This is a genomic window from uncultured Albimonas sp. (assembly GCF_963977235.1).
In the GTDB taxonomy this organism is placed as follows: Bacteria; Pseudomonadota; Alphaproteobacteria; order Rhodobacterales; family Rhodobacteraceae; genus Albimonas.
The window spans coordinates 1-18,845 of sequence record NZ_CAXBOD010000030.1 but is presented as its reverse complement, the minus strand read 5'-3'; the positions used below and the strand labels follow the sequence as shown (position 1 = coordinate 18,845).

Here is an 18,845-nt window from a genome sequence, read left to right as displayed (position 1 = left end):
CGCCGGCGCGGCGGTCAGGCGGGCGCGGTCTGCCGACGCTCGGCCAGGATGCGGTCCACGGCGATCCTGGCCGTCTCGGCGCAGGCCTGCGTGCCGCCGTTCCCGTAGCTTTTGACCGCGTCGCCCACGCACCACAGGCCGGTCACGCCGGTCTCCTGCTCCATGTCGTAGCCGGCGCCGGAGCGCTGGGCCGGCCAGTCGTCGCGCATCACCCGCACCGAGAGCATCTTCACCTTGTCGTCGAAGCCGGGGAACTGCTCGCGCAGGTCGGTCAGGCCGTTCTCGACCTCCGCCTGCGAGTCGAAATCGCCGATGGCGGGGCGGGGGACGGCGTAGGCCACGTACTGATGCCAGCCCTCGGGCGCGATCTCGGGGCAGGCGGCCGAAAGGTTGGCCATGTTGCACAGCCGCCCGGTGGCGGTGCGCCCGAAGGTCATGATGCCGGGGGCGGGCATGATCTCCTCGCGGCTCGCGAAGTTGTAGACGATGTTGGCGGCGGGCTTCAGCACCTCGCGCGCGCGGCGCACGTAATCGGGGGAGAGATGCGCCCCGGCCAGCCCCGCCAGCGCCCGGGGGCCGCCGTTGAAGATCACCGAGGCGGCGGGCACGCGCACCGTCTCCCCCTCGCGCGCGATCAGCACGGCGCGGATGGCGCCGCCCTCGATCTCCAGCTCCACGGCGGGGGCCTCCAGCCAGACCTCGCCGCCCAGCCGCTCCACCGCCGCGGCCAGCTCTTCCCAGGCGCCGCCGGTGCCCCGCGGGTGGAAGCCGAAGCGTTTGAACGCGCCCTTGGAGGTGAAGTAGGTCAGGAAGGCGCGGGCCGGGATCTCGTCGGCGTTCATCGCGAAGATCGCGGCGCACAGGTTGCGGAAGATCGCGTGCACGGTGGCGTTCGAGGTGTAGCGCTTGAGCCAGTCCTCGGTCGACTCGCGCCCGTCGGGCAGGGAGCCCGAGCGCGCCTGCGCGAACTGGTCGAGCACCTTGGAGGCCTGTTTCGTCAGCCCGCCCAGCAGCAGCCCCAGGCCGCCCTTCTGGACGTTCACCACCTTGCGGTCGAGGTAGAAGACCGTGGCGGGGTTCGGCTCGCGGATCTCCAGCTCGGCGCCGGCGAGGCGGAAGGTCTCCTCGAAGACGCCGCCGGGCTCGAGCGCGATGGCGCCCATGTTGACCCGGTGGCCGTCGATGACCTCGGTGCCCGCGCGCCCGCCCAGCCAGGCGTGGTCGTCGATCAGCAGGGTGCGCAGACCCGCGGCCGCGGTCCGGGCGGCGGCGCAGCAGCCCCCCGCGCCGGCGCCGATCACCACCACGTCGAAACGGTCGTCCGTCCGCATGCTCGAATCCTCCCGATGCCTCGTCCTCGGCAGGAATTATAATCCGTCCGGCCGTCTTGTTATTCTTCCATCGACCGGGTCTCGTTGCAACCGCCGGTGGCTTGCCGGGGGACGTCGCTTTTGCGAGAACGTATGGGCGAAGGCGCAGCAGAGGACGACCGCATGGCCCGGACCCAGTCGCAGCTCTACCCCGAGATCCGGGAGAAGATTCTCCGGACAGCCGGCAAACTGTTCGCCGAGAAGGGATTCGCGACGGCGACCATCCTGGACCTGGCCAGGGCCTGCGACTCGTCGCGCGGGGCGCTCTACCACTATTTCGGATCGAAGGAGGAGATCCTCGCCGAGATCATCGAGAGCCATGTCGCCGAGATGCTGGGCCAGCTCGAGGCGGTGGAGGGCAGGCTCCTCGACCCCGAGGCGCACCTGCGGGAAGTGGCGCGCTGCATCATGCGGCTGAACGCGGTCAACGCCCATGAGCAGGTGGTTCTGTTGAACGATTTCAACCTGTTGGAGCCCGATCTGCGCCAGAAGATCGCCGCCGACCAGCGCAAGATCGTGTCCATTGTCCGCAACGCGCTGGCGCGGCTGGACGCCTCGCGCCGTCTGGCGATCAGCTCGGACAGCACCTACGCGATGATGCTGCTGGGCATCCTGAACTACACCTTCGCCTGGTATGACCGCGACGGCCCGATCTCGGCCGAGACGTTCGCCGACCGGACCGTGGATATCTTCCTCAACGGCTTCCGCAGCTCTCCTGACCGGGGCTGACCGCGGCCGCAGCGGCCGCGGCAGGACCAGCCTGCGCCTGAATGATAAGCCGTGCGTTCGGTTTTTTATTTGGATCCTGAGCCCGCAGGGCATTCCACCTGTTGCGCGTGGAACGATCTGTGATAGAGATTCAAAAAAAAGCCGAACGTCCAGCCTGCTAATTCGATGCGGGCTGCGAGGGGTCGGCGACCCAGCCAGCAGGCGCCAGGGAGGCCGTCCTCTTGAGTCAGATCCAGACCAGTTCGTTCGCGGACGAAGCGGCGCCCACGCCGCCGCCCGCGGCCCCGCTGCTCGAGATCCGCAACGCCCGGATCGTCTACGACCACGCGGTCGAGGCGGTGCGCGACGTCTCGCTCGTCGTCCCCCAGGGCTCGGTCGTTGCGCTGCTCGGCTCCAACGGCGCGGGCAAGTCGACCCTGCTCAAGGCCCTGACCGGCTCGCTGGCGCTGGAGGACGGGGAGGTCGAGAAGGGCGCGATCCTGCTCGACGGCGAGGACCTCGGCCGCACGCCCACCGACCGCATCGTCGCCCGCGGCGTGGCGCTGGTCCCCGAGGGGCGGCGCCTGTTCGTCAACCTCACGGTCGAGGACAACATCACCATGGGCGGGCACCTGAAGTCCTCCCACGACCTCTCCCGCCTGCGGGCCATGGTCTACGACCTGTTCCCGCGCCTCGCCGAGCGGCGTCGCCAGATCGCGGGATACCTCTCGGGCGGCGAGCAGCAGATGGTCGCCGTCGGCCGCGCCCTGATGGCCGAGCCGCGGCTGCTGGCGCTGGACGAACCCAGCCTCGGCCTCGCGCCCCTGATCGCCGAGCAGATCTACGCCACCGTCTCCCGCCTGAACGCCGAGTTCGGCATGACCATCCTGCTGGTCGAACAGAACGCCATGCAGGCGATGGAGATCGCCGACACCGTCTACATCATGGAGAACGGCCGCATCGTGCTCGACGGCCCCGCCGAGCAGATGCGCGGCAATCTCGACGTGCAGGAATACTACCTGGGCTTCTCCGGGGGCGGGGAGCGGCGCAGCTTTCGGGACGTGAAGCACTACAAGCGCCGCAAGCGGTGGCTGTCGTGAGCGCGCCTCTGCTGAAACTGACCGGGGTCACCAAGCGCTTCGGCGGGCTGACCGCGGTGAGCGACGTCTCGACCCATGTCGAGGCGGGCGAGATCGTCTCGATCATCGGACCCAACGGGGCGGGGAAGACCACGCTCTTCAACATGATCTCGGGCGTGCTGCCGCCCTCTGCGGGGACGATCGAGCTCCTGGGCCGCGACCTCGCCCGCGTCGCGCCCCACGATTACGTGCGCCACGGCATCGGGCGGACCTTCCAGAACCTCGCGCTGTTCAAGCACGGCACCGTGGTCGACAACATCCTGGTCGGCCGCCACTGGCGCATGAAGACCTCGCTGGTCGAGGCGGTCTTCCACTTCGGCCGCCCCCGGCGCGAGGAGATCGCCGCCCGCGAGCGCGCCGAGGAAATCATCGAGTTCCTCGAGATCGAGACCATCCGCGACAAGATCGTGGGCACCCTCAGCTACGGCCAGCAGAAGCGCGTCGAGCTGGGCCGCGCGCTCGCCACCGACCCCAAACTCCTGCTGCTGGACGAGATCGTGGCCGGCATGAACCAGGAGGAGACCGAGGACATCGCCCGTTTCATCCTCGACATCCGCGACGAGCTCGGCGTGTCGATCCTGATGATCGAGCATGACATGCACCTGGTGATGGACATCTCCGACCGGGTCCACGCGCTGAACTTCGGCGCGACGATCACCGAAGGAAAGCCGGCCGAGGTGCAGGCCCATCCCGGCGTGATCGAAGCCTACCTCGGATCGAAGGCCGCCGCCGCGCGCCAGGCGCCCGGGGCCGCGCCCGCCCTTCTCCTCCAGGCGAAGGCGAGCTGAGATGACCGACCTGACCCCGGATCCGCGCCTCGCCCCCCCCGCCGAACTCTTCGCCGCCGACCGCACGCCGCTGCCGTCGGGCCACGACCCGCTCGCCTTCGACACCCTTCGCGCCGGCGCCACCACCCTGCCGCGCCTGCTGCGCGAACGCGCCCGCCGCACGCCCACAGAGCTGGCGCTGCGCGAGAAGGACCTCGGCGTCTGGCGGCGCTACGACTGGGCGCATTACGAGCGGCAGGCGCGCCGCTTCGCGCTGGCGCTGCTCAGCCTCGGCATCGGGCGGGGCGACCGGATCGTCATCGCCTCGGAGAACACGCCCGAGTGGTACTACGCCGACCTCGGCGCCGAGATGATCGGCGCCATCCCCGTCGGCATCTACCCCACCAACCCCTGGCCGGAGCTGCAATACATCGCCCGCCACTCCGGCGCGCGCCTCGCCGTCTGCGGCGACCAGGAGCAGACCGACAAGGTCCTCGACGCGCAGGCGAACGGCGACGGCCTGCCCGACATGGCCCACGTGGTCTGCGTCGACATGAAGGGCATGCGCCTCTACGCCAACCCGCAGCTCACCTCGTTCGAGGCGCTGCTGGAGGCCGGGGACGCGTATCTTGCCGCCCACCCGGACGCCGACGCGCGCCTCGACGCGATGCTGGAGGAGGCCTCGCCCGACGACGCGGCGCTGATGGTCTACACCTCCGGCACCACCGGCCCGCCCAAGGGCGCGATGCTGACCCATCGCAACATCGTCTATTCGACCCACGCCTACGCCCGCACCGTCGGCGCCGACCGCGCCCGGATCGAGGCGGTGGGCTACCTGCCGCTCTGCCACGCGGCCGAGCGCTGCTATTCGATGGCCATGCTGCTGGTCGCGGGCGGCACGGTGAACTTCGCCGAGTCCATCGACGCGGTGAACCTCAACGTGCGCGAGATCGCCCCCACCTTCATGGTCGGCGTCCCCCGCATCTGGGAGAAGATGAAGGAGGGGTTCGAGTTTCGCCTGCGCGAGAGCGGCGCGACCCGCCGGCGCATCGCGGAAGCCCTCCTGCGCTGGGGCCGCCGCCTGGACGATGCGCGCCAGGCCAATGACGGCCGCCTCTCCCTCTCGCAAAAACTGCAAGGGCAGGCGCTCCACTGGCTGATGTTTCGCAACGTGCAGCGCCACATGGGCCTCGACCGGACCTATCACCGCCTCTGCGCCGGCGCCTCGGTCTCCCCCGAGACGCTGCGCTTCTTCTCGGTGATCGGCCTGCCGCTGGCGCAGGGCTACGGCATGACCGAGGTGGCGGGCTGCGTCTTCGTCCAGCGCCCCGGCTTCTTCCGCCTGGGCGGCTGCGGCCTGCCGGTGGAGGGCACCGACTACGAGATCGCGCAGGACGGAGAGATCCTGCTCGGCGGCCCCGCCGTCTTCAAGGGCTACTTCCGCGACCCGGGGGCGACGGCCAAGACCATGCAGGGCGACTGGCTGCTGTCGGGCGACGTCGTGGCCACGCTCGACAACGGCGAGATCGCGGTGGTCGACCGCAAGAAGGCGATCATCATCACCTCCGGCGGCAAGAACATCGCCCCCTCCGAGATCGAGAACGCCCTCAAGGACCATCCCTGCATCAAGGAGGTCATCGTCACCGGCGACGGGCGCAAGTTCCTCGGCGCGCTGATCCAGCTCGATTTCGACAACGCCGGCCTCTGGGCCGCCGAGCGGGACCTGCCCTACACGACCTACAAGTCGCTGGCGCAACTGCCGCAGATGCGCGCCTTCATCCAGACCGTGGTGGACGAGGTCAACACCCGCTTCGCGCGCGTGGAAAACATCCGCCGCTTCGTGATCCTGGAGAAGGAGCTCGACCACGACGACGGCGAGCTGACCGCCACCCAGAAGGTCCGCCGCTCGATCATCGAAACGAAGTTCGCCCGCGAGCTCGAACAGATCTATGGCCCGGCGGAGGCGAGCGCATGAACTACCTTGTGGAACTTCTGGTCTCCGGCCTCGCCGTCGGCGCGGTCTACGGCCTGATCGCGATGAGCTTCGCGATCATCTTCAAGGCCACGGGCCTGCTGAACTTCGCCCAGGGCGAGATGGGGATGGTGACCGCCTACGTCGCGTTCTCCATCGCCTCTTCGACCGACGGAAACCCCTGGCTGACCGCGGCGGGCGCCATCGTGTTCTCGGTCCTCTTCGCCCTGGCGGTGGAGCGGATCGTGATCCGCCCGATGGTCGACGAGCCGATCCTGGCGCGCATCATGACCACCATCGGCCTTGCGGTGATCCTGCGCTCGGGGACCATGCTGGTCTGGGACGCGCTGCCTCATGACATGGGGCTGGCCGCCGGCTCGGCGCTGGTCGATCTCGGCGGCGTGCGGGTGCGCGGCGCGCAGATCGGGGTGGTGGTCGCGCTCGCCGTCTCGGTCGCCGCGATGCTCGCCTTCTTCCGCTATTCGCGCTTCGGCATCGCCATGCGCGCGGTGGCCTCCGACGACGCCACCGCCCGGCTGATGGGGGTGAAGACCGCCCGCGTCCAGCAGGCGGCCTGGGGCGCGGCGGCGGTGATGTCGGGCATCGCCGGCGCGCTGTTCGCCATCGCGTGGGAGCTGTCGCCCTCCCTCTACGCGCTGGGGCTGAAATCGTTCCCGGCGACGATCCTGGGCGGGCTCGACTCCGTCGTCGGCTCGGCTTTCGGCGGGCTGGTGATCGGCGTCACCGAGAACCTGGTCGGCGGCTACCTCAGCCCCGGCCTGAAGGAGGTCGCCGGCTTCGTCATCATCATCGCCATCCTGATGGTCCGTCCCTACGGCCTGTTCGGCGAAAAGCGGATCGAGAGGCTCTGATGCGCTCCGGGTTCTACAAGCAGACCATCGCCGAGCATCTGGCGCTGACGGATTCCTGGCCCCAGCGCGCCTGGATCGCCGTCGGGCTGGCTTCGCTCGCCGCGGCGCCCTTCCTGCTCGACACCTACCTGCTGACGCTGGTCACGCTGATGATGATCACGGCCGTGGGCGGCATCGGGCTGAACATCCTGACCGGGTGGACGGGCCTGATCTCTCTGGGCCAGACCGGGTTCATGGTGCTGGGCGCCTACGGCTACGCGATCCCGGTCGAGAGCTGGGGGTGGGATCCGCTGGCGGGCTTCCTGCTGGCGGGACTGGTTCCGGCGGCGGCCTCGGTGCTGGTGGGCATCCCCTCGCTGCGGCTGACCGGCCTCTATCTCGCGATCACCACGCTGGCCTCGGCCTTCATCGTCACCCACCTGGTGCTGGAGTTTCCGGGCCTGACCAACGGCGCCTCGGGCATCTTCGTGAACCGCCCGACGCTGCTGGGCTGGGATGTGGCGACCGACCGGGACATGTTCCGGCTCGCCGCGATCTTCCTGGTGCTGGCGATCCTCGGCGCGCTGAACCTGAAGCGCTCGCGCATCGGGCGGGCCTGGTTCGCGATCCGCGACAAGGACGACGCGGCGCGCGTCATGGGCGTCGATCTGCGGACCTACAAGCTCTACGCCTTCGTGGCCTCCTCCTTCGTGGTGGGGATCTCGGGCGCGCTCTACGGCATCTTCCTCAGCTTCGTGACGGTGGACGGCTTCCCGTTCCTGCTGTCGATCGAGGCGCTGGCGATGCTGATCGTGGGGGGCATGGGCTCGATCGCCGGCGCGATCCTGGGCGCGGTCTTCCTGGTGGGCCTCCCGGAGGTCGTGTCGATGCTGTTCGCGGCTTTCGGAGACTCCGCCCGCGCCCTGCTTTCGACCGGCGCGCATGAGGTGAAGGGCGCGCTCTACGGGCTGGTGATCATCCTATTCCTCAGGCTCCAGCCCGAGGGGCTGATGGGCCTGTGGCGAGACGCGCAGCGTGTCTGGACGCTCTGGCCGCTGCGCTACTGAACAAGAAAACCAGGGAGGTCAAAGAGATGAAGACTTGGAAAGGCGCGGCCGCCGGCCTGCTCGCCGCCGCGGCGCTGGCGGGGGCCGCAACGGCCGCCGACCAGGGCGTGAGCGACACCGAGATCCTGCTGGGCGAGGTCGAGCCGCTGACCGGCCCGCCGGGCCTGCTGGGCATCGCCCACAACCTCGGCGTCCGCCTGGCGCTGGCCGAGGCCAACGCCGCGGGCGGCGTCGGCGGGCGCACCCTGAAGCTGGTCGCCGAGGACGACGGCTACGTCACCTCCCGCACGATCCAGAGCCTGCGCAAGCTGATCGGGGTGGACAAGGTCTTCGCGCTGACCGCGGTCTCGGGCTCGGGGCAGGCGGTGGCCTCGATCCCGGTGCTCAAGCAGTCGGGCATCCCCACCATGATCCCCATCGGCCCGCTGCCGCCGCTCTATGAGCCGCCGATGGACAACGTTTTCGTCGTCGGCCAGTCCTACACCGAGGGCATGCGGCAGCTGGCGCTGTTCCTCGCGGACAAGCATCCCGGCGCCAAGTGGGGCGTGATCACCCAGGACGACGACTACGGCGCCGCGCTGCGCGAGGGCATCGAGCAGGCCAGGGGCGAGGCCGAGATCGAGGTCGCCTTCGAGACCCGCTACGCCCGCGGACAGAAGGACTTCTCCTCCGAGATGCTGCGCGTGAAGGACGCCGGCGTCGAGGTGCTGGTCGCCGGCGGCATCATCTCCGAGAACATCGCCATGGTGAAGGAGGCCGAGAAGCTGGGCATCACGCCCGCCATCGCCACCTTCTGGCCCGGCCGCGTGCCGGAGGTGCTCAAGGCCATCGGCCCGGCCTCGGACGGGATCTACGCCGTGGACTACGTGGCGCCCCTGCAGTCCGACGCGGGCAAGGCGTTCCTGGAGCTCGCCAGGCAGCATCTCGACGAGGGCGAGGTGGCGCGCGTCAACCGCTACACGATGACCGGCTACACCTCTACCCGGCTGCTGATCGCCGCGATGCAGAGCTGCGCGCAGGACCTGACCTGGGCCTGCACCAACAAGGCCCTGGCCGAGGGGCCGCCGATCGACAGCGGCGTGATGGCGCCGGCCGCGTTCGAGGGCGGGCGGTTCACCAACTCCCCCGTCACCATCATGCAGGCCGATTTCGAGACGCTGAGCTACGCCCCGGTCGAGTGAGCCGACGGCGGAACGACCCTGCGGCGGCGACCCCGGTCGCCGCCGTTCTCATGTGCGGATGGCGGGAGCGAGCGCAATGGCAGGCGTGGTGATCGTGGGCGGCGGGCAGGGCGGTTTCCAGGCCGCGGCCAGTCTGCGGCAGGAAGGATACGAGGGCCCGGTGCGCCTGGTCTGCGAGGAGCCGGGCCTGCCCTACCAGCGCCCGCCGTTGTCCAAGGCCTATCTCAAGGACGGCGACGCCGCCCGGCTCGCCCTGCGGCCGGAGGCGTTCTACGCCACCTCGGGCATCGAGCTGGTCCACGACCGCGCGCGCGCCCTGCGGCGCGAGGCGCGGGAGGTCGCGCTCGCCCGCGGCGCGCCGCTCGCCTACGACCACCTGATCCTCGCGCCCGGCGCGCGCAACGCGCGTCCGCCGCTGCCGGGGATCGACGCGCCCGGGGTGCTGGGGCTGCGGACGCTCGCCGATGCGCAGGCGCTGCGCACGGCGCTCCCCGCCGCGGTCGAGGCCGGCGCGCGGGCGGTGGTGATCGGGGGCGGCTTCATCGGTCTGGAGTTCGCCGCCGTCGCCCGCGCCGCCGGCTGCGCCGTCACGGTCGTCGAGGCGGCCGAGCGGCTGATGGCCCGCGCCGTCTCCCCCGAAACGTCCGCCCGCTTCCGCGCCAGGCACGAGAGCCTGGGCGTGGAGCTGGCTTTCGGCGTCCCCGCCGCCGCGATCCTGACCGACGCCGCCGGTCGCGCCCGAGGCGTGGCGCTGGCCGACGGGACCGAGATCCTCGGCGGCCTCGTGCTCTTGGCCGTGGGGGTGCGCCCGAACGTCGAGCTGGCGCAGGAGGCGGGGCTGGAGATCGCCGACGGGATCGCCGCCGACGCAGGGCTGCTGACCTCCGACCCTGCGATCTCGGCGCTGGGCGACGCGTGCAGCTTTCCCGATCCGCGGACCGGAGCGCGGGTGCGGCTCGAGTCGGTGCAGGCCGCCAGCGACCACGCCCGGACCATCGCGCGACGCCTTGCCGGTCGCCCCGAGCCCTACGCGGCGCTGCCCTGGTTCTGGAGCGATCAGGCGGACTGGAAGCTCCAGATCGCCGGTCTCCCCCCGCGCGGGGACGGCCCGGCGGAGGTCCGCGACCTGCCCCGGGGCGGCTTCGCCGTGCATCGCTGGGAAGGCGCCGAGCTGGTCTGCGTCGAGACGGTCAACGCCCCGGCCGAGCACATGGCCGCCCGCCGTCTGCTCTCCGCGGGCGGGGTGTCGCGCGCCGCGCTCGAGGCGCACGACGGCAGCCTGGCGCGGCTCGCGAAAGCCGGCTGACTCGTCGGACAATTCGCCAGATCGGACGAAAGGACGCCTCAACGCTCAACCCAACAGGCGGTTTTCGCTCGATTCATTCTCATTGCATAAACCGGACAGCCGGTTAATAATTGCCCCATCGCGCCTCTGCCCCCTCGCCCGTGGCGAGCCCGGGCGGACCGCGTCGGGAGACGGTCCGCCCGCGGCGGCCGCCTCCCGCGAGACAGGGCGCCGGGACCCTCAGAACAGGCGCCGGATCAGGGAGAACGCGACATGAAGATGGATCGACGCCTGGCGCGCCTGGCGGGGCTCGCCCTGCTGGCCGCCACGCAGGCCCCCTCGGCCCAGGCCGAGACGGTGCTGCGCTACTCGAACTGGCTGCCCGCGGGCCACTCGGTCCTCGAAGGCGCCATCAAGCCCTTCATCGCCGAGGTCGAGGAAAAGACCGAAGGCCGCGTGAAGATCGAGACCCTGCCCAAGGTGGTGGGCACCGTCCCCGGCCAGTACGACGTGGCCGTCGACGGGCTCGCCGACATCACCTTCCTGGTGCTGGGCTACACGCCGGGCCGCTTCCCCCTGACCGAGGTGGCCGAGCTGCCCTTCTCCAACTTCGACCCCAGCGCGCTGAGCGTCGCGCTGTGGCGGATGTTCGAGGCCGAGATCGAGCCGCGCGACGAGTTCAAGGGCGTGAAGGTCCTGACGCTCGCCGTCACCACGCCTTCCCAGATCGCCACCCGCAGCCAGCCGATCGAGCGCATCGACCAGCTCGAAGGGCTCAAGATGCGCAACCCGGTGGCCAGCTTCACCGCCGCCTCCGAGGCGCTGGGCACCGTGCCGATCAACAAGCCGGTCTCGGAGATGTACGAGCTCGCCTCGTCGGGCGTCGTGGACGGCACCTTCACCCCGCTCGACACCATGAAGAGCTTCCGCCTGATGGAGGTGATGCCCTACATGACCAAGGTCGAGGGCGGCCTGTTCCAGCCGGCGCTGGGCCTGGTGATGAACCGCGACGCCTGGGAGGCGCTGAGCCCCGAGGACCAGCGGATCGTCCTCGCGGCCGCCGGCGAGAAGATGGCCGCCACCATCGGCTCGGGCTACGCCGCCAACGACGTGCTCGCCGAGGCGGAGATGAATGCGCTCGAGACCGGCGGCGTGATCGAGGCCGACCCCGAGCTGATGGCGGCCCTGCGCGAGCGTCTGGCCTTTGTCGAGAAGGCCTGGGTCGAGAAGGCCGAGAGCCTGGGCGTCGAGAATGCGGCCGAGCTGCCCGGCCGCCTGCGCGACGAGACGGCGGCGCTGTCGCAATGAGCGGGGCCGGAGAAGCGCCGGGGCCGGCGCGCCGGCTCTGGTCCAGGCTGCTGCGGGGGGTGGAGGCGGCGTCGGCCGTCTCCATCCTCGTGATGATGGGGCTGATGACGGCGGACGTCTTCGGGCGCGAGGCGCTCAACAGCCCGCTGCCCGGCGCCACCGAGCTGATCGAGTTCTCGCTCGTCGTCGCGGTGTTCACCGGGCTGGTGTTCGTCTCCTGGCGCGAGCGCCACATCACCGCCGACCTGTTCGACGCGCTGCTCGGTCCGCGCAGTCGGCTGGCGCTGCGGGCCTTCGGCTGCCTGCTGGGGGCGGGGATCTTCGGGCTCGCCGCGCCCCAGGCGCTGCGGCTGGCGCGTCGGGCGGCGGAGTTCGGCGACGTCTCGGCGACCTTCGGGCTGTCGATGACCTGGCCGCTGGGCTTCATGACCGTGATGTGCGCGATCTGCGCGCTGGCCTTCGCCCTGCGGGCCCTGCTGCTGGTCGCGGTGATCGTCCGCGGCGGGGACCTCGAGGAGGGCGCGGAATGACCGTCGCGCTGCTGGGCTTCCTCGCGGCCTTCGTGCTGATCTTCGCGCGCGTGCCCGTGGCGGTGGCGCTGATGAGCGTGGGGACCGCCGGCATCTGGATGACCTACGGGGCGAAGATGGCGCTCGCCTCGATGGCGCTGGTGGTCAAGGAGACCACGCTCGCCTACACGCTGACCGTGATCCCGCTGTTCATCCTGATGGGCGCCGCCGTCGCCCGCGGGGGCCTCGCCGAAGAGCTCTACGACGCCGCCCGCGCCCTGGTGGGGCGGTTCCGCGGCGGGCTCGCCTTCGCCACGATCCTCTCGTGCGGGGGCTTCGCGGCGGTCTCGGGCTCGTCGGTCGCCACGGCCGTCACCCTCTCGCGCATCGCGGTGCCCGAGATGCGCCGGCGCGGCTATTCCGATGCGCTGGCGACCGGGGCCGTGGCCGCGGGCGGCACGCTGGGCATCCTGATCCCGCCGAGCGTGATCATGGTCGTCTACGGCATCACCACCGAGACCCCGATCGGCGAGCTGTTCGCCGCGGGCATGATCCCCGGCCTGCTGGGCATTCTGGGCTATTGCCTCGCGATCGCCTGGATCGTGATGCGCCGCCCCGCCAGCGCTCCGCCGGGCGAGAGCGTGCCCTGGCGCGAGGTTCGCGCGGCGCTGGGCCGGGTCTGGGCGGTGCTGCTGCTGTTCGTGGTGGTGATCGGGGGCATCTACGGGGGCCTGTTCACCCCGACCGAGGCCGCGGGCATCGGCGCCGCCTGCAGCCTGCTGATCGTCGCTTCCCGCGGCGACCTCACCCTGCGCACGCTGTGGGAGATCATGGTCTCCACCGCCGAGGTCACGGCCGCGATCTTCGCGATCCTGATCGGCGCCACGGTCTTCGCCGAGTTCCTCAACTTCTCCGGCGCGCATGAGGGCGTGCTGGCGGTGGTGCGGGACGCGGGGCTGCCGCCCTGGGCGGTGATCGCGGCGATCCTGGGCATCTACCTGGTGATGGGCTGCGTGCTCGAGAGTCTGTCGATGATGCTGCTGACGGTGCCGCTGTTCTTTCCCATCGTCACCGGGCTCGGCTTCGATCCGGTGTGGTTCGGGATCGTGGTGGTGATGGCCGTCGAGATCGGGCTGATCACGCCGCCGCTTGGCATGAACCTTTTCGTCATGCGCACGGTGGTGCGCGACGTGCCGCTGTGGACCCTCTACCGCGGCGTCGCGCCCTTCGTGGCGGCGGACGTGCTGCGGCTGATCCTGCTGGCGGCGATCCCGGGGATCTCGCTGCTGCTGCCGGAACTTCTGTTCCGGTGAGCGGAGCTTGTGTTCCGGAAAGCGGCTGGTTCAGCCCTTGAAGCTGAGCCAGCCGTGCAGGAACGCCTGATTGACCTGGGCGGCCATCTGCCCGGCCCCGATCGGGCCGTCGGGGCGGAACCAGCGGTCGGACCAGTTCAGCACGCCCATCAGGTAGAGCGCCATCGGGCGCAGCATTTCCCGCGGCGCGCCGGGGTTGGCGGCGGCGAGCCGCTCGCCCAGCCGCTCCATCACCTGGCGCTGGAGGGCCTGCATTTCGGTCCGACGCTCGGGCGAGAGGTAGATGACGTCGTGGATCGCCACCAGGTTGCGGTGGCGCGCCTTGGCCGAGGCTTCGAGGAAGCCGCGCACGAAGCTTTCGAGCCGCGCCCGCTCGACCTCCGCATCGGCGTCGATCTCGCCCGCGAGGCTTTCGACCACCTGCTCGAGATGCTCGCGCACCAGGTGGTGGAGGATGTCGTCCTTGGCGGGGAAGTAGTGGTAGACCATGGCCTTGGAGACGCCGCAGGCCTTGGCGATCTCGGCGATGCGCACGGCGGGGTAGCCGGATTCCGCGAAAAGCCGGGCGGAGGAGTCGATGATCGCCTGACGTTTCTCGCCGTAGTCGGCCGCTTGAACCCGCGCCATCCCGCGCCCCCTGCCTCGTCCCCGGTCGCCTCGCGCGCCTAGCCGACCGAGCGTCGCCGGTCGGCCCACCAGGGCGCGCGCAGCTCAGCTTTCACGATCTTGCCGGCGGCGGAAAGGGGCAGGGCGTCCCGCACCTCGAGGCTGCGGGGGCACTTGTAGCCGGCGAGCCGCGCGCGGCAATGCCCGCGGATCTCCTCGAAGGTCGCCGAGCGGCCGGGGCGGAACACCACCACCGCATGAACCGCCTCGCCCCATTCCTCGGAAGGCACTGCAATCACGGCGCAATCCTGCACGGCGGGGTGGGAGAAGATCGCGTTCTCGACCTCCTTGGAATAGACGTTCTCGCCGCCCGAGACGATCATGTCCTTCACCCGGTCGGTGATGTGGACGAAGCCGTCCTCGTCCATGAAGCCGCCGTCGCCGGTCTTGAGCCAGCCGTCGTGGAAGGCCGCCTCTGTCTGCTCGGGCTGGTTCCAATAGCCGGGCGTGATCTGGGGGCCGCGCAGCAGGATCTCGCCGGCCTCGCCGCGGGGCAGCTCCTCGCCGCCGCCGGGGGGGGCGATGCGCACGTCGATGCCATAGGCGGCCCGCCCGGTGGCGGCGCGCTTGCTCGCCCCCTCGGCGCTGTCGAAATGGTGGCGCCAGGGCAGCGACAGGGTCAGCGCGGTGGCCTCGGTCAGCCCGTAGCCCTGGATGAACTGGCAGTCCGGCAGGCGATCCATCGCCGCCTCGAGCACCGGGAGCGACATCGGCGAGGCGCCGTATTCGATGGTCCGGATCGAGGAGAGGTCGAACTCGCCCGAGCGCGGATGGTTGATCAGCGTGTTGATCATCGTCGGCACGAACAGGCAGTAGGTCACCCGGTGGCGCTGGATCGTCTCCATGGCCGCCTCCGCGTCGAACTTGGGCAGCAGGACATGGGTCCCGCCCGCCAGGGTCAGCGCGAACAGCGGGATCGAGCCCGCCAGATGGAAGAACCCGGCCGAGTGCAGGAACACCGTCTCGTCCGAGAAATGCAGGCTCGCGATCCAGTTCACCGCCGCGAAGGTCAGGTTGGCGTGGGTCAGCATCACCCCCTTCGAGCGCCCCGTGGTGCCGCCCGTGCAGCACAGGCTGCACAGGTCCTCGCCCGAGCCGGAACGGTCGGGCAGGGGGGCGTGGGCGGCGATCAGGGCCTCGTGCCCCTCCATCTCCGCGGGGACCGGGCCGGGGCCCATGTGGATCGCGCCGCCGATGCCCGCGCGACGTCGCAGCTCGGGCGCCTGGTCGCGGAAGGCGGCGTCGACGATCAGGAGCTTCGGCGTGAAGTCCAGCAGCGCCGCAACCGTCTCCTCGACCGACCAGCGGGTGTTGAGCGGGACCGAGACCGCCCCCGCCCGCGCGATGGCATAGAGCGCCTCGAGGTAGTCGGCCGAGTTCATCGCCAGGATCGCCACCCGGTCCCCAGGCGCGACCCCCATGGCGACGAGCCCGCCGGCGAGACGGTCGACCCGTGCGCCGACCTCGGACCAGGTGCGTGTGGTTTCGCCGTCGATCACGGCGGGGAAGCGGCCGCGGGTCTGCACCGCCCGCTCCAGGCTCGACATGAACCGCATTTCGTCCTCCCAAGGCGCGGTCCCGGCGCGGCGCGCCGGGAGGGGCGTCGCGTCAGAGCGGCTCGTGCGCCTGCGCGATTTGGTATTTCGGATAGCCTTTCGCGACGCCGTATTCGCTCATCCCCCAGCCCACGGCGCCGTCGCATTCGACGCGGGTGAAGTGGTCGCCCAGCTGGCGGGCCTGGCGGCGGGTCTCGGGGTCCGAAAGGTCCCAGACGTAGTGGTCGGAATGCTCCCGCCCCATGTCGTCGCCGTGGTTCCAGCCCTTGTGCCCGCCGTAGCCGCCGCCCTTGAGGAAGAAGCGTCCCGGCTGCGGATCCAGCGTGATCCGCCGCCGGCCGCCGTCGGCGTAGGTCAGCTCCAGCACGCCGCCCTTCCAGGTCTGGCCCAGCGGGTCGTCGGCCCACTCGATCTCATGCTCGACCGCCACGACGTGGCGGGTGCGGCCGTCCTTGTCGACTTCCTCTCCCGACAGGAAGAACGGCGCGCCGGGCTCGCGTTCCTTGAGGAACAGCGACAGGGCGAAGTCGTCGAACTGGTAGGTCAGCCAGAACCAGAAGAACTCCTTGTAGGCGGGCAGGCTGTCGTTCGAGGCCATGTCGGTCTGCATGCGCGAGCGGATGCCCCAGGAGTGATCGCGCTGGGACCACCAGGTCTGCGGCGTCGCCTCGAAGCGGCGGCCGTTCAGCTCGATCCAGCCCTGCAGGCGGCCGAACTGGGTCATCCGGGTCAGATCCTCCTCGACCCGGTTGCGCTTGCGCCGGAAGCTCTGCGCCTCCTGCAGCCCGTCGAACCGGGCCAGCCAGTCGAGCTCGAAGCTCAGGCCCGAGGCGTTCTCCCCCAGCACCAGGCGGTGGCGCCTGAGTCCCTCGATCACCTGGAAGCTGAGCGGCCCGACGCGCGTGCCCAGCGGGTCGCCGCCCAGCCGGCGGGAGGCGCGGAACGTCGTCTGCACCCCGTCTGCGGTCAGGCCGGCGAAGACGTCCATCACGTTGCGGTTGGGATACCACCCCAGCCCGAGGTCGAGCACCACGCCGGGCAGGTCGATCGGCGCGCCGGAGTACCAGTAGCGCTCGGTCCAGCGCTCGTCGCTGGAGGCGACGTGGTTGAAGGTGGTGGGCGTCTGGTGGCCGATCAGGTCGTCTTGCGGCGACAGCATGGACGTCGTCTCCCGTTGTTCCGGTTTCAGCCGCGGGTCATCGACGCGAAGTCGATGGCCGCGATGCGTTTGCGTTCGGCCGCGAGCATCCCCTGCAGCGCCTCGCTCAGCAGCCGCTCGAGGGTCTCGCGCCGGGCTGGCTCCAGCGCCCGCCCCGGCCCGTGCAGCCAGTCGAGCCAGGCCGAGGCCTCGCGCCGCCGCGCCGCCAGCCGCCCGTGCAGGTCGGCGCAGGGAAGGGCGAGGGGGGCCGAAAGGGGGGGCGCGCCCTCGGCCCCCGCCGCGGTCTCCGCCGCCTCGGCCAGCCGGCTTTCGAGGGCGGCGATCTGCTCGCCCAGCATTTCGCCCGACCAGTCGAGCAGGGGCGCGATCTTGCCCAGCACGTCGATGGCGGCGTGGAGCTGCGACAGCGCGTGGTCGTCGTCGAGCTTCGGGGCCACGTCCTGGGCAAGCCGCTCGCGCAGCGCCGCGCAGATCTGGGCGGGGGTCATGTCCATCGGATCGCCTTGATCATGCTCATCAGGCCCATCTGGGCGGCGGCGGGCTGCAGGCCCATCACCGCCAGACGCGCGTCATGCACCGCCCCGCGGCGCACCCGCTCGCGCGCCATGATCAGCAGCGAGGCGGCCTTGAACTGGCCCAGCACCTCGAAATAGCGGAGCCGTTCGGGCTCGAGCGCCAGGCCGCTGCGCTCGGCGTAGCGGCGCAGGAACGCGGCCCGGTCCAGCCGCCCGCCCAGGGTGGCCGCGGTGCCGCCCAGGCTGCGCAGCCCGGCCCAGGCGAGGTCCTCGTGCGGGTCGCCCAGGTGGGTCAGCTCCCAGTCGAGGATGCCGCTGATCCGCCCGTCCTTCACCATGTAGTTGCCGACCCGGTAGTCGCCGTGCAGGAGCGCGAGGCGCACGGCGGTCGGCGCGTGGTCGTGCAGCCAGGCGGCCGCGTAGCGCATCGCCGGCGCCTCGGGCCGCCCGTCGGCGCCGGGCAGGCGCGCCACCCAGCGCGCAATCTCGTCGCGCACGCAGCTGTGCGCCGTCGCGCCGGGGTCGAGCGCCGCCGCGGGCGCGTTGCGCCAGTCGCAGGCGTGCACCGCGACAAGCGCGTCGACGAAGTCGTCGAGGATCCGGTCCGCGTCCTCCGTCTCCTTGTCGCCCGCCCCGTCGTGCTCCGCCCCGGGCCAGATCGGCATCGGGGTGCGCCCCTCCAGCCGCGTGGTCACGATGAACGGCGCGCCGATGATCTCGACGTCGTCGCTCCACCACCGCGAGGCCGCCGCGGGCAGGCGCGCGGCGCCGGCGAGCGAGGACAGCGCCAGGTGTTCGGGGCGCGCCGAGTAGGGCGCGAGAAGGCCGTTGGGATCGCCGATGCGCAGGATCAGCGGCTCGTCCGGACGCCCCTCGCGGCGCAGGGTGAAGCCGATCGTGGCCCAGGACAGTCCCGCGGTGAACCGGTGCAGATCCGCGACCGAAACCGGTTCGCCGACTTGCCGTTCGATGAACCCGGCAAGCCGCGGTTGCAGCGCCGGGCTTCTCCAGGCGGGGCTGGCGAGAGTCACGGGCGGCCTCGGAAAATTGTCTTATGGCGGGGGGAGTTCTGCATGTAGCCGACGACGCCATCCTCTGTCCTGCGGGCGTCAGTTCCGCGACGCCTGTCCGATGCTATAAGAAAAACCGGCCAGTCGGTCAATCAATTATCTGGATGAGGCCGGAGCAGCGGGCCTCGGGGGAATCGCGGACCCACGTCCAGCGCAGGCGAGAGTGGCCGGACAGCGGCCGGTCCGAAGCCGGCCTGATCTAAGGATTTTGTGCGGGATCGGCTTGCGACGGTCCGGACGCTTCGGGTCCAGACCGTCGCGGGCGCCCGGTCGCGGGTCAGTCAGGAGACCGACCCGAGCTTCGCCGATTCAAGAGCGTGGGCGTCTCATCTCCCGTTGAAGACTGCGGGGCGTCGTTCGACGAAGGCGGCGGCGCCTTCGCGCAGGTCCTCGGTCTGGAAGAGGATCG

17 protein-coding genes are annotated in these 18,845 nt (G+C 70.7%); 11 read left to right on the top strand and 6 right to left on the bottom strand.

Annotated features, from left to right (window positions below):
* Positions 1-14 precede the first annotated feature (14 nt).
* Complete coding sequence (locus tag AAC134_RS14205) at positions 15-1,331, bottom strand: FAD-dependent oxidoreductase (protein ID WP_339949762.1); 1,317 nt, start codon at positions 1,329-1,331, stop codon at positions 15-17.
* A gap of 162 nt (positions 1,332-1,493) precedes the next feature.
* On the opposite strand from AAC134_RS14205, the gene AAC134_RS14200 reads away from it, so the two are divergent.
* From AAC134_RS14200 to AAC134_RS14150, 11 genes are all read left to right on the top strand, one after another.
* A complete protein-coding gene (locus AAC134_RS14200; protein WP_339949761.1) occupies positions 1,494-2,099 on the top strand; it encodes a TetR/AcrR family transcriptional regulator in 606 nt (201 codons plus the stop codon).
* A gap of 221 nt (positions 2,100-2,320) precedes the next feature.
* Complete coding sequence (locus AAC134_RS14195) at positions 2,321-3,178, top strand: ABC transporter ATP-binding protein (protein WP_339949760.1); 858 nt, start codon at positions 2,321-2,323, stop codon at positions 3,176-3,178.
* Positions 3,175-4,005: an ABC transporter ATP-binding protein gene (locus tag AAC134_RS14190; RefSeq protein ID WP_339949759.1), complete on the top strand. Its 831-nt coding sequence runs from the start codon at positions 3,175-3,177 to the stop codon at positions 4,003-4,005. The genes AAC134_RS14195 and AAC134_RS14190 overlap by 4 nt, the downstream gene beginning before the upstream one ends.
* 1 nt (position 4,006) lies before the next feature.
* A complete protein-coding gene (locus AAC134_RS14185) occupies positions 4,007-5,959 on the top strand; it encodes an AMP-binding protein (protein ID WP_339949758.1) in 1,953 nt (650 codons plus the stop codon).
* On the top strand, positions 5,956-6,828 hold the full coding sequence (locus AAC134_RS14180) for a branched-chain amino acid ABC transporter permease (protein ID WP_339949757.1): 873 nt from the start codon (positions 5,956-5,958) through the stop codon (positions 6,826-6,828). Before AAC134_RS14185 ends, AAC134_RS14180 begins: the two co-directional genes overlap by 4 nt.
* Complete coding sequence (locus AAC134_RS14175) at positions 6,828-7,874, top strand: branched-chain amino acid ABC transporter permease (RefSeq protein ID WP_339949756.1); 1,047 nt, start codon at positions 6,828-6,830, stop codon at positions 7,872-7,874. Before AAC134_RS14180 ends, AAC134_RS14175 begins: the two co-directional genes overlap by 1 nt.
* Before the next feature lie 26 nt (positions 7,875-7,900).
* Entirely contained in the window at positions 7,901-9,055 is a 1,155-nt protein-coding gene (locus tag AAC134_RS14170) for an ABC transporter substrate-binding protein (protein WP_339949755.1), read from the top strand.
* Between the two features lie 76 nt (positions 9,056-9,131).
* On the top strand, positions 9,132-10,361 hold the full coding sequence (locus AAC134_RS14165; RefSeq protein WP_339949754.1) for an FAD-dependent oxidoreductase: 1,230 nt from the start codon (positions 9,132-9,134) through the stop codon (positions 10,359-10,361).
* 252 nt (positions 10,362-10,613) lie between these two features.
* Complete coding sequence (locus tag AAC134_RS14160; protein ID WP_339949753.1) at positions 10,614-11,648, top strand: TRAP transporter substrate-binding protein; 1,035 nt, start codon at positions 10,614-10,616, stop codon at positions 11,646-11,648.
* Entirely contained in the window at positions 11,645-12,178 is a 534-nt protein-coding gene (locus AAC134_RS14155) for a TRAP transporter small permease (protein ID WP_339949752.1), read from the top strand. Before AAC134_RS14160 ends, AAC134_RS14155 begins: the two co-directional genes overlap by 4 nt.
* Positions 12,175-13,470 (top strand): TRAP transporter large permease, encoded by a 1,296-nt coding sequence (locus AAC134_RS14150; protein WP_339949751.1) that lies wholly within the window; start codon positions 12,175-12,177, stop codon positions 13,468-13,470. Before AAC134_RS14155 ends, AAC134_RS14150 begins: the two co-directional genes overlap by 4 nt.
* Before the next feature lie 30 nt (positions 13,471-13,500).
* Here the strand turns inward: AAC134_RS14150 and AAC134_RS14145 are convergent, their stop codons facing one another.
* From AAC134_RS14145 to AAC134_RS14125, 5 genes are read right to left on the bottom strand one after another with little or no spacing between them, the layout of a single operon-like run.
* On the bottom strand, positions 13,501-14,097 hold the full coding sequence (locus tag AAC134_RS14145; protein WP_339949750.1) for a TetR/AcrR family transcriptional regulator: 597 nt from the start codon (positions 14,095-14,097) through the stop codon (positions 13,501-13,503).
* A gap of 38 nt (positions 14,098-14,135) precedes the next feature.
* Entirely contained in the window at positions 14,136-15,692 is a 1,557-nt protein-coding gene (locus tag AAC134_RS14140; protein ID WP_339949749.1) for a long-chain fatty acid--CoA ligase, read from the bottom strand.
* A 52-nt stretch (positions 15,693-15,744) separates the two neighbouring features.
* On the bottom strand, positions 15,745-16,851 hold the full coding sequence (locus AAC134_RS14135) for a hypothetical protein (protein ID WP_339949748.1): 1,107 nt from the start codon (positions 16,849-16,851) through the stop codon (positions 15,745-15,747).
* Between the two features lie 26 nt (positions 16,852-16,877).
* Positions 16,878-17,345, bottom strand: a complete 468-nt coding sequence (locus AAC134_RS14130) for a hypothetical protein (RefSeq protein ID WP_339949747.1) — start codon at positions 17,343-17,345, stop codon at positions 16,878-16,880.
* Positions 17,336-18,397 carry a phosphotransferase family protein gene (locus AAC134_RS14125; RefSeq protein ID WP_339949746.1) on the bottom strand — a complete coding sequence of 354 codons (1,062 nt, stop codon included), beginning with the start codon at positions 18,395-18,397 and terminating at the stop codon, positions 17,336-17,338. The genes AAC134_RS14130 and AAC134_RS14125 overlap by 10 nt, the downstream gene beginning before the upstream one ends.
* Positions 18,398-18,845 lie beyond the last annotated feature (448 nt).

Excerpts from the sequence above, each read along its gene's own strand:
- AAC134_RS14205 (WP_339949762.1), bottom strand. The coding sequence starts at position 1,331 with ATGCGGACGGACGACCGTTTCGACGTGGTGGTGATCGGCGCCGGCGCG.
- AAC134_RS14200 (WP_339949761.1), top strand. The coding sequence starts at position 1,494 with ATGGCCCGGACCCAGTCGCAGCTCTACCCCGAGATCCGGGAGAAGATT.
- AAC134_RS14185 (WP_339949758.1), top strand. The coding sequence starts at position 4,007 with ATGACCGACCTGACCCCGGATCCGCGCCTCGCCCCCCCCGCCGAACTC.
- AAC134_RS14180 (WP_339949757.1), top strand. The coding sequence starts at position 5,956 with ATGAACTACCTTGTGGAACTTCTGGTCTCCGGCCTCGCCGTCGGCGCG.
- AAC134_RS14175 (WP_339949756.1), top strand. The coding sequence starts at position 6,828 with ATGCGCTCCGGGTTCTACAAGCAGACCATCGCCGAGCATCTGGCGCTG.
- AAC134_RS14170 (WP_339949755.1), top strand. The coding sequence starts at position 7,901 with ATGAAGACTTGGAAAGGCGCGGCCGCCGGCCTGCTCGCCGCCGCGGCG.
- AAC134_RS14165 (WP_339949754.1), top strand. The coding sequence starts at position 9,132 with ATGGCAGGCGTGGTGATCGTGGGCGGCGGGCAGGGCGGTTTCCAGGCC.
- AAC134_RS14160 (WP_339949753.1), top strand. The coding sequence starts at position 10,614 with ATGAAGATGGATCGACGCCTGGCGCGCCTGGCGGGGCTCGCCCTGCTG.
- AAC134_RS14155 (WP_339949752.1), top strand. The coding sequence starts at position 11,645 with ATGAGCGGGGCCGGAGAAGCGCCGGGGCCGGCGCGCCGGCTCTGGTCC.
- AAC134_RS14150 (WP_339949751.1), top strand. The coding sequence starts at position 12,175 with ATGACCGTCGCGCTGCTGGGCTTCCTCGCGGCCTTCGTGCTGATCTTC.
- AAC134_RS14145 (WP_339949750.1), bottom strand. The coding sequence starts at position 14,097 with ATGGCGCGGGTTCAAGCGGCCGACTACGGCGAGAAACGTCAGGCGATC.
- AAC134_RS14140 (WP_339949749.1), bottom strand. The coding sequence starts at position 15,692 with ATGCGGTTCATGTCGAGCCTGGAGCGGGCGGTGCAGACCCGCGGCCGC.
- AAC134_RS14135 (WP_339949748.1), bottom strand. The coding sequence starts at position 16,851 with ATGCTGTCGCCGCAAGACGACCTGATCGGCCACCAGACGCCCACCACC.
- AAC134_RS14130 (WP_339949747.1), bottom strand. The coding sequence starts at position 17,345 with ATGGACATGACCCCCGCCCAGATCTGCGCGGCGCTGCGCGAGCGGCTT.